The 14,170-nt window shown below is 63.0% G+C and carries 11 protein-coding genes; 5 read left to right on the forward strand and 6 right to left on the reverse strand.

The features are described 5' to 3' along the window. The first annotated feature begins 15 nt into the window (after positions 1-15). From CFII68_RS12320 to CFII68_RS12305, 4 genes are all read left to right on the forward strand, one after another. The gene (locus CFII68_RS12320) at positions 16-405 is read left to right on the forward strand and encodes a RidA family protein (protein ID WP_018608024.1); all 390 of its coding nucleotides are present in this window, start codon (positions 16-18) and stop codon (positions 403-405) included. Between the two features lie 144 nt (positions 406-549). Beyond that, positions 550-1,314: an IclR family transcriptional regulator gene (locus CFII68_RS12315; protein ID WP_018608027.1), complete on the forward strand. Its 765-nt coding sequence runs from the start codon at positions 550-552 to the stop codon at positions 1,312-1,314. A 41-nt stretch (positions 1,315-1,355) separates the two neighbouring features. Continuing rightward, positions 1,356-2,573, forward strand: a complete 1,218-nt coding sequence (locus CFII68_RS12310) for an amino acid deaminase (protein ID WP_018608029.1) — start codon at positions 1,356-1,358, stop codon at positions 2,571-2,573. Between the two features lie 154 nt (positions 2,574-2,727). Continuing rightward, the gene (locus tag CFII68_RS12305; RefSeq protein WP_018608031.1) at positions 2,728-3,645 is read left to right on the forward strand and encodes a sugar kinase; all 918 of its coding nucleotides are present in this window, start codon (positions 2,728-2,730) and stop codon (positions 3,643-3,645) included. Between the two features lie 112 nt (positions 3,646-3,757). Here CFII68_RS12305 and CFII68_RS12300 read toward each other — a convergent pair whose 3' ends face one another. Together CFII68_RS12300 and CFII68_RS12295 are read right to left on the reverse strand one after the other, a co-directional pair. Continuing rightward, a complete protein-coding gene (locus CFII68_RS12300; protein ID WP_003182808.1) occupies positions 3,758-4,033 on the reverse strand; it encodes a peptidylprolyl isomerase in 276 nt (91 codons plus the stop codon). A gap of 48 nt (positions 4,034-4,081) precedes the next feature. Beyond that, a complete protein-coding gene (locus CFII68_RS12295) occupies positions 4,082-6,619 on the reverse strand; it encodes a PAS domain-containing sensor histidine kinase (protein ID WP_018608034.1) in 2,538 nt (845 codons plus the stop codon). A gap of 132 nt (positions 6,620-6,751) precedes the next feature. Between CFII68_RS12295 and CFII68_RS12290 the strand changes: the two genes are divergently transcribed. Further along, entirely contained in the window at positions 6,752-7,870 is a 1,119-nt protein-coding gene (locus CFII68_RS12290) for a PilT/PilU family type 4a pilus ATPase (RefSeq protein WP_033062680.1), read from the forward strand. Positions 7,871-7,998: 128 nt separating this feature from the next. On the opposite strand, the gene CFII68_RS12285 is transcribed toward CFII68_RS12290, so the two are convergent. The 4 genes from CFII68_RS12285 to CFII68_RS12265 form a co-directional block, all read right to left on the reverse strand. Then, the gene (locus CFII68_RS12285) at positions 7,999-9,954 is read right to left on the reverse strand and encodes an acetoacetate--CoA ligase (protein WP_018608038.1); all 1,956 of its coding nucleotides are present in this window, start codon (positions 9,952-9,954) and stop codon (positions 7,999-8,001) included. Positions 9,955-10,172: 218 nt separating this feature from the next. After that, positions 10,173-10,949 carry a 3-hydroxybutyrate dehydrogenase gene (locus CFII68_RS12275; protein WP_018608042.1) on the reverse strand — a complete coding sequence of 259 codons (777 nt, stop codon included), beginning with the start codon at positions 10,947-10,949 and terminating at the stop codon, positions 10,173-10,175. 7 nt (positions 10,950-10,956) lie between these two features. After that, entirely contained in the window at positions 10,957-12,348 is a 1,392-nt protein-coding gene (locus tag CFII68_RS12270; RefSeq protein WP_018608044.1) for a GntP family permease, read from the reverse strand. 301 nt (positions 12,349-12,649) lie between these two features. After that, positions 12,650-14,065 (reverse strand): sigma-54-dependent Fis family transcriptional regulator, encoded by a 1,416-nt coding sequence (locus tag CFII68_RS12265; RefSeq protein WP_018608046.1) that lies wholly within the window; start codon positions 14,063-14,065, stop codon positions 12,650-12,652. Between the last annotated feature and the right edge of the window lie 105 nt (positions 14,066-14,170).

Below are 14,170 nucleotides of genomic sequence, written 5' to 3' on the forward strand. Positions count from 1 at the left end.
AGAAGGAGATAACCCATGAGCATTACGCGCTACGGCACCGGCAGCACCGCAGGTGGAGGTCAGCCTCGGCCATTTGCCCGCGCCGTGGAAGCCGATGGCTGGCTGCACGTGTCTGGCCAGGTGCCGGCGGTGAACGGCGAGATCATTGTCGGCGGGATCGTCGAGCAGACTCACCAGACCATGAGGAACCTGGTCGCCATTCTCGAGGAGGCCGGATACGGCCTGGAAGATGTGGTGCGCTGCGGCGTGTGGCTGGAAGACCCGCGGGATTTCTGGAGTTTCAACAAGGTCTTCGGCGAGTACTTCAGCCCGGAACACGCCCCGGCCAGGGCCTGCGTGCAGGCGAGCATGATGGTCGATTGCAAGGTCGAGATCGATTGCGTCGCCTACAAGAAAAAGGCCTGAACCACGGGGGCTCATCGCGGGCAAGCCTTGCTCCCACAAGGGAACGCATTCTTCTGTGGGAGCATGGCTTGCCCGCGATAGCGATCTATCAGGCGGCGCAGCAGTCTGGTTAAACTCCCGGCCAACTGAATGGGAACCAAAGACATGACCGAAGACACCATCAAACGCCGGGCCCGGGGACTGGATCGGGCGTTCGATATCCTCGATTTCCTCAAGGAAATCGGCCAGCCGCTGCGCCCGAACGATATTGCCAGCGGCATCGGCAGCCCCAAGTCCACGGTCTATGAACTGGTGGCGTCGCTGCTGGAGCGGCGCATCCTCGAGCCGGTGGGCAAGGAAGGCCATGTCTACCTGGGCCGCCAGTTGTACTTTCTCGGGCAGGCGCACCTGCGGCATTTCGACCTGAGCCGCGAGGCTGACCAGGCCTTGCAGGAGATCGTGCGCCAGACCCGGGAAACGGCGCAGATGTGCCTGCTCAACGGGCGCAAATACACCGTCGCGCTGATGAAGGAAGGCGAGCGGCATTTCCGCATTTCATCGGACATCGGTGAAAACGCGCCGATCCCGTGGACGGCGTCCGGACGCCTGCTGCTGGCGCATCTGAGTGACCAGCAGATCGTCGACCTGATCGACCCCGATGACTTCATCCTGCCGGACGGCGAGCGCCTGCCCCTGGAGCAATTCCTCAAGGAAATCCGCCAGGCCGGCCTTGATGGGTTTTTCTCCTTCGACAGCGTCGCCGACACCTTCACCCACTGCTTCGCCGCACCGGTCAAAGACCCGAATGGCGTGGCCATCGCCACCCTGTGCATCGTCGCCCCACGGGCCGACGCCAAGAACAATTACGCCGACTACCGCCGGGTGCTGATCGAAAGCGCCAACCACCTGGCCCGTCGTATCAATGAATAGACAGCAACGGCTGCTAGCGGTCGTGTGCGAGGAGTTCGAACATGTCTTCTGCCATCCTTAATGCCGGCGTCGAGAAGGGCGCCGCCACCGTCGGCGCCCACCTGCTACGGGACGTCAGCCTGCCGGCATTGGTGCTGCACCGCGCGGCCCTGGAGCACAACATCCGCTGGATGCAAGATTTCGTCACCCGCAGCGGTGCCGAACTGGCGCCCCACGGCAAGACCAGCATGACCCCCGCGCTGTTTCGCCGGCAACTGGAGGCCGGCGCCTGGGGCCTGACCCTTGCCAGCGCCGTGCAGACCCGTGCCGCTTACGCCCATGGCGTGCGCCGGGTGTTGATGGCCAACCAATTGGTGGGCACGCCGAACCTGGCGCTGATCGCCGATTTGCTCGCCGACCCGGCGTTCGAATTCCACTGCCTGGTCGATCATCCGGACAGCGTCGCTGACCTGGGCGATTACTTCGCCTCTCGCGGCGTGCGGCTCAATGTGATGATCGAGTACGGCGTGGTCGGTGGTCGGTGTGGCTGCCGGACCGAGGCTGAGGTGTTGGCCCTGGCCGAGGCGATCCGGGGTCAACCGGCGCTGGCGTTGACCGGTATCGAAGGCTACGAAGGGGTGATCCACGGTGACCACGCCATCAGCGGCATCCGTGCATTCGCGGCATCGTTGGTACGGCTGGCGGTGCAGTTGCAGGACAACGGTGCCTTTGCCATCGACAAACCGATCATCACCGCCTCGGGGTCGGCCTGGTACGACCTGATCGCCGAATCTTTCGAAGCCCAGAATGCCCACGGGCGTTTCCTTAGCGTGCTGCGCCCCGGCAGCTACGTGGCCCATGACCATGGCATCTACAAAGAGGCCCAGTGCTGCGTACTGGAGCGCCGCAGCGACCTGCACGAAGGCCTGCTCCCCGCCATGGAAGTCTGGGCCCACGTGCAGTCGCTGCCGGAGCCGGGCTTCGCGGTGATCGCCCTGGGCAAGCGCGACGTGGCCTACGACGCCGGATTGCCGGTGCCGCTCAAGCGCTACCAGCCCGGATCGGACGCGGTGGCGGGTGACGATGTGAGTGGCTGCAAGGTGACGGCGGTGATGGACCAGCATGCGTTCATGACGGTAGCGGCGGAGGTTGAGTTGCGGGTCGGGGACATCATCTCGTTCGGTACTTCACATCCGTGCCTGACGTTCGACAAGTGGCGAGTGGGGTGCCTGGTGGATGAGCAGTTGCGGGTGGTCGAGAGCATGGAGACTTGTTTCTAGCCTTTGAACCGAGTTGCGGCTATCGCGGGCAAGCCTTGCTCCCACATTGATCGACTGTGAACACAAAATGGGTGTTTACCCAAGATCCCCTGTGGGAGCAAGGCTTGCCCGCGATAGCGGCCTGCCAGACACCGCTGAATTATCAGGAGCATCCATGAGCAACCCCAAACCCCGCATCGCCCTGATCGGCGAATGCATGATCGAACTGCAACAACGCGCCGACGGCAGTCTGCTGCAAAGCTTCGGCGGCGACACCCTGAATACGGCGGTGTACCTGTCCCGGTCCTTGGGCGACAGCGGCGTGGTGGATTATGTCACCGCCCTGGGCGACGACAGTTTCAGCGATGCCATGTGTGAGCGCTGGGCCGAAGAAAACATCGGGCTGCAGAGGGTCCAGCGCTTGCCCGGTCGCTTGCCGGGCCTGTATTGCATCCAGACCGATGCGGCGGGTGAGCGGCGCTTCCTCTACTGGCGCAACGAGGCGGCGGTGCGTGATTGCTTTACCACTCCGGCCGCCGCGCCGATCCTGGCCGCGTTGCTGGATTACGATGTGCTGTATTTCAGCGGCGTGACCCTGGCGGTGCTCGGCGAGCAGGGGCGTGGCAAACTCATTGAAACCTTGGTCGAAGCCCGTCGGCGCGGGGCGCTGGTGGTGTTCGACAATAATTTCCGGCCAAGGCTCTGGGCCTCGAACGAGGCGGCGCGGGCGGCGTATCGCAGCGTGCTGCCTTACGTGGAGCTGGCGCTGTTGACCGTGGAAGACGAACAGGCATTGTTCGGTCATGCCGACAGCGAAGCGGTGTTCGCCGCCTATGGGCAGCTCGGCACGCCCGAGGTGGTGCTCAAGCGCGGTGCCGAGGCCTGCCTGATTCGTTGCGACGACCAGTCCTATGAGGTGCCCGCCCTGCGGGTCGAGCGCGTTGTGGACACCACGGCGGCGGGGGATTCCTTCAGCGCCGCGTACCTGGCGAGTCGTTTGCTGGGCGGTAGCCCGGTGGAAGCGGCCGAGGCGGGGCATCGGTTGGCGAGCCGGGTGATCCAGGTGCCGGGGGCGTTGATGCCCAAGGACTGATCGGGGGAATCGATGTACACCTGTGGGAGCAAAGCTGGCCTGTGGGAGCAAAGCTTTGCTCCCACAGGCAAGCTTTGTTTCCACAGACAGGCTTCGCTGACAAAGTGACCGATCAATCCCGGTAGAACACCTGCACCAGGTGATAGCCGAACTTGCTCTTGATCGGCCCATGCACCACCCGCAGCGGCTTCTTGAAAATCACCGCATCGATCACCCCGACCATCTGCCCCGGCCTTACTTCACCCAGGTCGCCACCGCGTTTGCCCGAGGGGCAGGTGGAGTATTTCTTGGCCAGCACATCGAAGGCTTCGCCCTTGGCGATGCGTTGCTTGAGCTGTTCGGCTTCTTCGGCGGTTTTCACCAGGATATGGCGGGCTTGGGCTTTCATTGCTGCGGTGACCTGAACGGTGCGACGGGGCGGCGATTATGCCTCAAGTCAGCGGCCATGGTTGATCATCGTCCGAATCTTGTTGGCCAGTAGATCGAGGGTGAAGGGCTTGGCGACCATGTCCATGCCCGGGTCGAGGAACCCCTGGCGTTCGGCGGCTTTCTGCGCGTAGCCGGTCATGAACAGCACTTTCAGCCCCGGGCGGTGCTGGCGGGCGATTTCCGCCAGTTGCCGGCCATTCATGCCCGGCAGCCCGACATCGGTCACCAACAGGTCGATGCGCTGGTCCGATTCCAGCAAGGGCAGGGCCGTCACGGCGTCCTGGGCCTCAAGGGCGGTGTAGCCCAAGGTCTTCAACAGGTCGAGCACCAGCATGCGCACGGCGGGTTCATCTTCCACCAGCAACACCGTTTCCCCGGCGATGGCCGGCGGTACGTCGACCGTCTCCGGCGTGGCGGGTTGTTGAGCCGGCGCAACGTGCAGGCGCGGCAGGTACAACTGCACCCGCGTGCCCTGGCCCGGCACACTGTCGAGGTTGAGGTGCCCACCCGACTGTTGGGCAAACCCATAGATCATCGACAAGCCCAGGCCGGTGCCCTGGCCGATGGGTTTGGTGGTGAAGAACGGGTCGAAGGCCTTGGCCAGCACTGCGGGGGTCATGCCGCTGCCGTTGTCGCTGACGGCAATCATCACGTAGTCACCGGCCTTGACCGGTTCCAGGCTGTTGATGTCAGTGCCGTCGAGATAGACGTTGGCGGTTTCGACGATCAATTCGCCGCCCTCGGGCATCGCATCGCGGGCGTTGATCACCAGGTTGAGCAGGGCATTTTCCAACTGGCTGGCATCGGTGCTGACCGACCACAGCTCGTGGGTCAGTTGCAGCCGCAGCACGATGTGATCGCCAGTGGTGCGGCTCAGCAGGTCTTCCAGCGAACACACCAGCTCATTGGCGTCCAGTGGTTTGCGGTCCAGGGACTGGCGGCGGGAAAACGCCAGCAGCCGATGGGTCAGGGCCGCGGCACGGTTGGCCGACGACACCGCCGCTTCGGTGAAGCGGCCGATCTCGGCGGTGCGGCCGGCGGCGATGTAGCGTTGCATCAGGTCGAGGCTGCCGAGGATGCCGGTGAGCATGTTGTTGAAGTCATGGGCAATGCCGCCGGTGAGTTGGCCCACGGCCTCCATTTTCTGCGCATGACGCAGGGCTTCTTCGGCGCGCTCGCGTTCGAACATTTCGCTTTGCAGGCGGTGGTTGGCTTCGGCCAGTTGCTGGGTCCGGGCGATGACCCGTTCCTCCAGTGTTTCATTGAGATTGCGCAGGGCTTCCTCGGTTTTGCGGCTCTCGGTTTCGTCGATCACGAAGATGTAGAAGCCGTTCACCGCCCCATCCGCCCCGTGGCGAGGCAAGTAGTTGATCAGTGAATGGCGCGGGCGACCGTCGCGATGGTCCATCTGCACGGTGAAGCTGCACGGCTTGCCGGCCAGGGCGTCGGCGATCTGTTGGGCGCGGGCGGCATAGGCCTCATCGCCGAGCACTTCGCGGATGGTCTTGCCGTAGAGCTCCTGCGGGGTCATGCCGTACCAGTCCAGGTAGGCGCTGTTGTTCAGCCGGAACCGCTCCTCGCGGTCCACGTAGCTGATGAGGATCGGCATGGCATTGATGATCAGCTGCAGTTCGGTCTGGCTCTGACGCAGGGCTTGCTCGGTGCGCTTGCGTTCGGTCAGGTCCAGGGCCGCGCCAAGAAAACGCTTGGGCCGGCCGTGGCGGTCCTTGTAGCAACGGCCGCGTACGTACACCCAGCGTAATTCATCGTCGGGCTGCAACAGTCGGTACTCTTCGGCGTATTCAGTGCCATGGGTGATGCAGTGCTTGATGCTGCGGGCAACCATCGCCCGGTCCTCGGGGTGCACGCCTTCGAGGTAGGCGCTGATGGGCAGTTGGCGCGACAGGCTGGGATCGACGCCATGCAACAGGGCGAAATGCGCGTCGGCAATAAAGCGGTCTTCGCTGATGTCCCAATCCCAGGTGCCCAGTGCGTCGGCGGCGGCCAGGGCCAGTTGCAGGCGTTCTTCGCTTTCGTGCTGGGCCTTGAGGCTGGCCTCGGAGCGCCGTTCGAACTCCATGGCCAGGCGGCGTCGTTCGCTGGTCTCGATGGCGGTGACCAGGATGCCGGCGACGCTGGCGCTTTCGTCGCGCACCGGGCTGTAGGTCAGGTCCAGCCAGACGTCGCAGAGGCGGCCGGCGAAAGGCACGCGCCAGAGTTGATCGCGGCAGGTGTGCGTCTGGCCTTGCAACACGCGGTGATAAATCCCTTCGCTCGTTCCTTTGAGTTCGGGCCATGCTGCATGGGTCGGCTGGCCGAACGCCCGGGGATGTTTGTCACCGGCCAGTCGGGCGAAGGCGTCGTTGTAGAGATGGGTCAGCTGCGGTCCCCACAGCAAGGCCATCGGCATGGGCGAATGGAGCACGATGTCCACGGCGGTGCGCAGGCTCTGGGGCCAGTTCCGGGCAGTGCCCAGCGGGGTCTGCCCCCAGTCCACCTGGCTGACCAGGCGCTGTGTATCGCTGCCGGTGGGTGTCGCGCTCATCACACAATCCCTGGCTGTCGTGTCTGGACCACGGGGTCTACTATCCTGTGAGGAAGGTAAGTGCGGGTGGGGCTGAAGGGTTTCATGTTCGGCTCAGCTTGTTTCATTGATGTCTCGCGGAAGTTTCAGTCCATGGAAATCGATCCGTTGTTGCGAATCCTGGCGAGCCAGAATGGTTCCGACCTTTACATGTCCACGGGTGCGCCACCGTGCGCGCGTTTCGAGGGCGTGATCAAGCCCTTGGGGAACGAGGCGTTCAAGGTCGGCGACATTGCCAGGCTCGCCGAGTCTCTCATGGACGCCGAACAGCGCCTTGAGTTCGATCGGGAGTTGGAAATGAACCTGGCGATCTCCCTGGCCGGCGTCGGGCGGTTCCGGGTCAATATCTTCAAGCAGCGCAATGACGTGTCCATGGTGATCCGCAACGTCAAGCTGGACATCCCGCGTTTCGAAGACCTGAAACTGCCCCGGGTGCTATTGGACACCATCATGCAGAAACAGGGGTTGATGCTGTTCGTCGGTGCGACAGGCTCGGGCAAGTCGACCTCCCTGGCGGCACTGATCGACTACCGCAATCGCAACAGCAGCGGCCATATCATCACCATCGAAGACCCGGTGGAGTATATCCATCGGCACAAGAAATCCATCATCAATCAACGGGAAGTCGGTGTCGACACCCGCAGTTTTCATGCGGCGCTGAAAAACACCCTGCGCCAGGCGCCGGACGTGGTGCTGATCGGCGAAATCCGCGACCGGGAAACCATGGAGCATGCCTTGGCGTTTGCCGACACCGGGCACCTGGTGATTTCCACCTTGCATGCCCATAACGCCAACCAGGCCCTGGACCGGGTGATCAATTTTTTTCCGGAAGAACGTCGACCGCAGTTGCTCAATGACCTGGGCAACAACCTCAAGGCGTTCGTCTCCCAGCGCCTGGTGCGCACCCGCACCGGCCAGCGGCGAGCGGCGGTGGAGGTCATGCTGGGCTCGCCGACGGTGGCGGACCTGATACGGCGCAACGAGCTCGGCGAGCTCAAGGGCATCATGGAAAAGTCAGAGGAACTGGGGATGCAAACCTTCGATCACGCGCTGTTCAACCTGGTGGTCGAGGGCGCCATCGATGAGGAAGAAGCGCTGAAAAATGCCGACTCGGCGAACAACCTGCGGTTGCGGTTGAAGTTGCATAGCGAGTCGGGGGCGGCGGCGCCACCGGTCGATCCGGCGGCGGGTGAGTGGGGGCTTATGGATTGAGTACTTCTGTGGGAACAACACTTGTGGAAGCAAAACCTGTGGAGGCAAACCTGTGGGAGCAAAGCTTTGCTCCCATAAGTGTTTTGCTCCACAAGTTTTTGCTCCCCACAGGTCTGAGGCCCTGACGGTCAGCTCGCCAGCTCCGGCCGATCCCGAAACTGCTCCAAAGCCCCAGGGTTGGCCAAGGCATCGGTGTTCTTCACCACCTCACCATGCACCACATTGCGCACCGCCAGCTCCACCACCTTGCCGCTGATGGTTCGCGGAATATCACTGACCGCGAGGATCTTCGCCGGCACATGACGCGGCGTGGTGTTGGCTCGGATGACCTGGCGGATCCGATGCTCCAGGGCTTCATCCAGCGTCACACCCTCGCGCAAGCGCACGAACAGCACCACCCGGACATCGCCCTGCCATTGCTGGCCGATGGCGACGCTGTCCAGCACCTGCTCGACTTTTTCCACCTGCCGATAGATTTCCGCCGTGCCGATGCGCACGCCGCCGGGGTTGAGCACGGCGTCGGAGCGTCCGTGGATCAGGAAACCGCCGTGGGGCAGTTCCTCGGCGTAGTCGCCTTGGGCCCACACGCCGGGAAACTGGGCGAAGTAGGAGGCGCGGAGTTTTTCCTGCCGAGGGTCGTTCCACAAACCAATGGGCATTGCCGGGAAATGCCGGGTGCACACCAACTCACCTTTTTCACCGATGACCGGATTGCCGGCCTCGTTCCAGACCTGCACGGCCATGCCCAGGCTCTTGCCCTGCATCTCGCCCCGGCGCACCGGCGACAGTGGGTTGCCGTTGACGAAGCAGGACACAATGTCGGTGCCGCCGGACATCGAGGCCAGGCAAACATCGGCCTTGATGTCGCGGTACACGTAATCGTAGCTATGGGGCGCCAGCGCCGAACCGGTGGAGAGCAGGGTTTTCAGGCTGTCCAAACGGTGCGTCTGGCGGGGCTTGAGGCCCTCGCTTTCCAGGGCGGCGAGGAACTTGGGGCTGGTGCCGAAGACGCTGATGCGCTGCTGATCGATCAGATCCAGCAAGCGCTCGGGGCCGGGGTGGAACGGCGAACCATCGTAGAGCACCACCGTGCTGCCCACAGCGAGGGCCGACACCAGCCAGTTCCACATCATCCAACCGCAGGTCGTGTAGTAGAACAACCGATCCTCGGGCCCGAGGTCGACGTGCAGGCCATGTTCCTTGACGTGTTGCAGCAGCACGCCACCGGTGCCATGGACGATGCACTTCGGCACCCCAGTGGTGCCGCTGGAGTACAGGATGTACAGCGGGTGGTCGAAGGGCACGCTGACGAATTCCGGTTCGCCACCGCTTTGATAAAAGTCGTTCCACAGCGCGACAGCGGCCGAGGTCTTGAATGCCTCGACGCGCACGTCCGGCTGCGCATAAGGCAACACGATCAGTTGCTGCAGCGATGGTAGCCGTTCGAGGATTTCATTGACCTTGGCCTGCTGGTCGATGACCTTGCCAGCGTAGCGATAACCGGCGCAGGTGATCAGCACCTTGGGTTCGATCTGGCCGAACCGGTCGATGACGCCTTGGGTACCGAAGTCCGGTGACGAGCACGACCAGATAGCGCCCAGGCTGGTGGTGGCGAGCATGCCGACCAGCGTCTGCCAGGTGTTGGGCAGGCAAGCGGCAACTCGATCGCCCTGGGTGACGCCAGCGGCTTTCAGGCTTGTTTGCAGGCCAGCGACATGGGCGGCGAGTTCGGCCCAGGTCAGTTGTTCCTGGTCGCCGTTTTCGTCGAGCGCCACCACCGCGACGGCGTCATCGCGGCGGCGCAGCAGGTGCTCGGCGAAGTTCAGCGTGGCGCCAGGGAACCACTGGGCGCTGGGCATTTGCGAATCTTCCACCAATACCGCGTCGGGGGCTTGGTGAAAGCGAATCTCGAAGAAGTCGACAATGGCCTGCCAGAAGGCTTCGCGCTGATCGATGCTCCAGGCGTGCAGAGCCGGGTAGTCATGCAGTTGCAGGTGATGCCGCGCGTTGACGAACTGGCGAAAGGCGTTCATGCGCGACTGGGCGATGCGTTCGGGGCTGGGTTGCCAGAGGATGTCGGACATGGGGTGCCTCTTGTTTTTTTGTGTACACACAAACTATAGAGCGACCCAATCTTGTGGCGAGGGGATTTATCTGTGGGAGCAAGGCCTGTGGGAGCAAGGCTTGCCCGCGATGAACGAAAACGCGGTTTTGCTGTTAAACCGCGGAGCGGGCATCGCGGGCAAGCCTTGCTCCCACAAGTAGGGGATAAATCCCCTCGCCACAAGGGATCGCAAGGAGTTTATTGAGCCAACCACCCACCATCGATATTCCACGCCGCGCCGCGCACCTGGCTGCCGGCTTCGCTGCACAGGAACAGCACCAGTTCCCCCAGTTGCGGCGGGGTGACGAATTCCAGGGACGGCTGTTTCTCGGCCAGCAGGTCATGCTGTGCCTGTTGCGGATCGACGCCGGTGGCAATGCGATCATCGATCTGTTTTTGCACCAGCGGCGTCAGCACCCAGCCCGGGCAGATGGCGTTGCAGGTCACGTTGCTGGTAGCGGTTTCCAGGCCGACCACCTTGGTCAGACCAATCACCCCATGCTTGGCCGCGACATACGCCGCCTTGCCCACCGAGCCGACCTGGCCGTGCACCGAGGCGACGTTGATAATCCGCCCCCAGCCCTTGGCACGCATGCCCGGCAGGCTCAGGCGGGTGGCGTGGAACACCGAGGACAGGTTGATGGCAATGATCGAGTCCCAGCGCTCCACCGGGAAATCTTCCACGGCGGCCACGTGCTGGATTCCGGCGTTGTTCACCAGGATGTCCACGCCGCCGAACTCGCGCTCGGCGTAGGCGAGCATGTCGGCGATCTGCGCTGGGTCGCTGACATCGGCTGGATGATGACCGACCTTGCCGCCGAACTGTTGCACCTCGGCGATCACCGCCGAGGCATCGCCAAAGCCGTTGAGGATCAGATTGGCCCCGGCCTTGGCCAGGCTCAGGGCAATGCCCAGGCCGATGCCGCTGGTAGAACCGGTGACCAGGGCGGTCTTGCCCGAAAGAGGGGTTGTCATGGGAACCTCACACAATGCCAGTGGCGTAGAACACACCGATCACGAAGAACACCGCGAGGGTCTTGATCAGCGTAATGCAGAAAATGTCTTTGTAGGCTTCGCGGTGGGTCAGCCCGGTCACCGCCAGCAGGGTAATCACCGCGCCGTTGTGGGGCAGGGTGTCCATGCCGCCGCTGGCCATGGCGGCCACTCGGTGCAGCACTTCCAGAGGAATGTTGGCGGCGTGTGCGGCGCTGATAAAGGTTTCAGACATCGCCGCCAAAGCGATGCTCATGCCGCCCGAGGCGGAGCCGGTGATGCCCGCCAACAGCGTGACGGTCACCGCTTCGTTGACCAGTGGGTTGGGAATGCTCTTGAGCCAGTCGGCCAGCACCAGGAAACCCGGCAAGGATGCGATGACCGCGCCGAAGCCGTATTCCGACGCAGTGTTCATCGCCGCCAGCAACGCACCGCCCACGGCGCTCTTGCTGCCTTCGGCCAGTTTGCTGCGAATGGCCCGGAAACCGAACAGCAAGACCATGATGATGCCCACCAGCAACGCCGCCTGCACCGCCCAGATCGCGGTGAGCTTGGCGATGTCGCTGGTGACCGGGGCTGTCATGCCTGGCAGCGCGAGGCTGTGGGTCTTGCCATACCACTGGGGAATCCACTGGGTGAACAACAGGTTCATGAGCCCAACCGCCAGCAGCGGCGAAACGGCGATCCAGGGGTTTGGCAGCTTGATGTCTTCGGCGGTTTCCGGCTCGTTGCGCAACTCGGTGCCGTAGCCTTCGCCCACGCGCTGGGCCTTGTTGCGCTGGCGTTGCAGGAACAGCATGCCGAGGCTGAACACGAAGATCGTACCGATCACGCCCAGCCAGGGTGCGGCCCAGGCGGTTGTGTTGAAGAATGTGCTGGGGATGATGTTCTGGATCTGCGGCGTGCCGGGCAGGGCGTCCATGGTGAACGAGAACGCGCCGAGGGCGATGGTGGCCGGGATCAGGCGCTTGGGGATATTACTCTGGCGGAACATCTCGGCGGCGAACGGGTACACCGCGAACACCACGACGAACAGCGACACACCGCCATAGGTCAGCAAGGCACAGACCAGCACGATCACCAGCATGGCCTGGCGCGTCCCCAGCAAGCGAATCGCCGCGGCAACGATGGAGCGGGAGAACCCCGACAGCTCGATCAATTTGCCGAACACCGCGCCGAGCAGGAACACCGGGAAATACAGTTTGATGAAGCCGACCATTTTTTCCATGAACACCCCGGTGAAGGCAGGGGCGACGGCGGACGGGTCGGTGAGCAGGACGGCGCCGAGGGCGGCGATGGGGGCAAAGAGGATAACGCTGTAGCCACGGTAGGCGGCGACCATCAGCAGCGTGAGGGCTGCCAAGGCAATGATCACACTCATGGTGTGTCTCCTGGATTGTTATTGTTGTGGTGAAGCTGTGGAGGGGGCTTTAGCGAGTTTTGTGCCAGGTGTGTAACTGGCTGAAATATAAGGAAATTGTTTGGGGTTGTGGGACGGTAACGAGAGGTTTGTCTCTGTTTCGAGATTTTTGTGGGGGGGCGGGCCTCATCGCGAGCAAGCTCGCTCCCACAGTTGTCCGCGTACTTCAGGAGAACCCCAATCCCCTGTGGGAGCGAGCTTGCTCGCGATGAGCGCAAAGCGCTCCAGAATCACAAGTCTATATTTTGAGAATAAAGTCTCTCTATTGAGACTCGGCAATCCCCAACGCCACCATTTTCTTGTACAGCGTCGACCTCCCCAACCCCAACCGCTCGGCCGCTTCAACCACTTTGCCCCCGCATTGCACGAGGGTGGTTTCGATCAACTGCCGGTCGAAGCGTGCCCGGGCCTCGCTGAAAGTTTCTTGCGGCAACGGTTCCAGGCTCGGGCTTGCCGTGTGGGTTACCGGTATGAACGTGCCGATGGCGGCGCGGATGTCCGCCGCCGTGAGCACCAGGTCATCGCTGAGCAGCGCGGCCCGTTCCAGCACGTTGCGCAGTTCGCGGATGTTGCCCGGCCAGGCGTGTTGCCGCAGCAGGTCGAGGGCGGCGTGGTTCAGTTCATGCTGGCTGCGCAGTTCTTCAAGGATCGCTTCGCTCAGGGCCGGCAAGTCTTCCAGGCGCTCGCGCAACGGCGGGACCTGGATCGGCAACACGTTGAGGCGGTAATACAGGTCGGCGCGGAACTCTCCGCGCTTGATCGCTGCTTCCAGGTCCATGGAGGTGGCGGCGATTATGCGCACGTCGCTTTGCAGCACCTCATTGGAGCCCACCGGTTCGTATTCCTTTTCCTGAAGCACGCGCAGCAGTTTGCTTTGCAGCGGCAGCGGCATGTCACCGATCTCGTCGAGGAACAGCGTACCGCCCTGGGCGATCTGCAGTTTGCCGGCGCGGCCCTTGCGGTCGGCCCCGGTAAAGGCCCCCGGGGCGGTGCCGAAGAATTCGGCTTCCAGCAGCGACTCGGGAATCGCCGCGCTGTTGATGCTGACGAACGCCTTGTGGGCGCGCGGCGAAGCGCTGTGGATGGCCTGGGCCAGCAGTTCCTTGCCGGTGCCGGTTTCGCCGAGCAGCAGCACCGGCGAATCGGCGCTGGCGCTGCGCCGGGCACGGCGCTTGACCTCAAGGCCGGCGTTGCTGGTGCCAATGAAATGGGCAAAGTTGTACTTGGTCTGGCGCGCCCGCAGCAGCGAGCGGGTGGAGGCCAGTTCTTCCTGCATGCTCAGGTAGCGCTTGAGCATCGGCGACAGGCTGCGCAATTCATCGAACAAGGCAAAGCCGATGGCACCGATCACCGCACCCGCGCTGTCGTGGATCGGCAGGCGCATCACCACCAGGGGTTCCTTGGGCGTGTCCTGCATGTCCAGCAGGATCGGGCGCCCGGTGCGCACCACTTCACGCAACAGGCTGCCGGGAATCACGCTTTCGCACGCCCGGCCAATCGCCTCCTGCGCCGAGTTCAGGCCGAAGCGGCGGGCGTAGCGTTCGTTCATCCAGACGATATTCGCGTCACGGTCGACAATCACCGTGCCTTCGCTGGACTGCTCGATGATTTCGAACAACGAACGGATCGCCAGCGTACGGACGCGCTTGTAATCCTTGAGGCTTTCGGTGGGGTTCATGATAATTCCAGAATGTGTGGGTTCTGTTCGGGCCTCTTCGCGAGCAAGCCCGCTCCCACATTGGATTGTGTTCGTATGAACGATCGAGAGCACCTGTGGGAGCGG

This window comes from Pseudomonas sp. CFII68 (genome assembly GCF_000416195.1).
In the GTDB taxonomy this organism is placed as follows: Bacteria; Pseudomonadota; Gammaproteobacteria; order Pseudomonadales; family Pseudomonadaceae; genus Aquipseudomonas; species Aquipseudomonas kilonensis.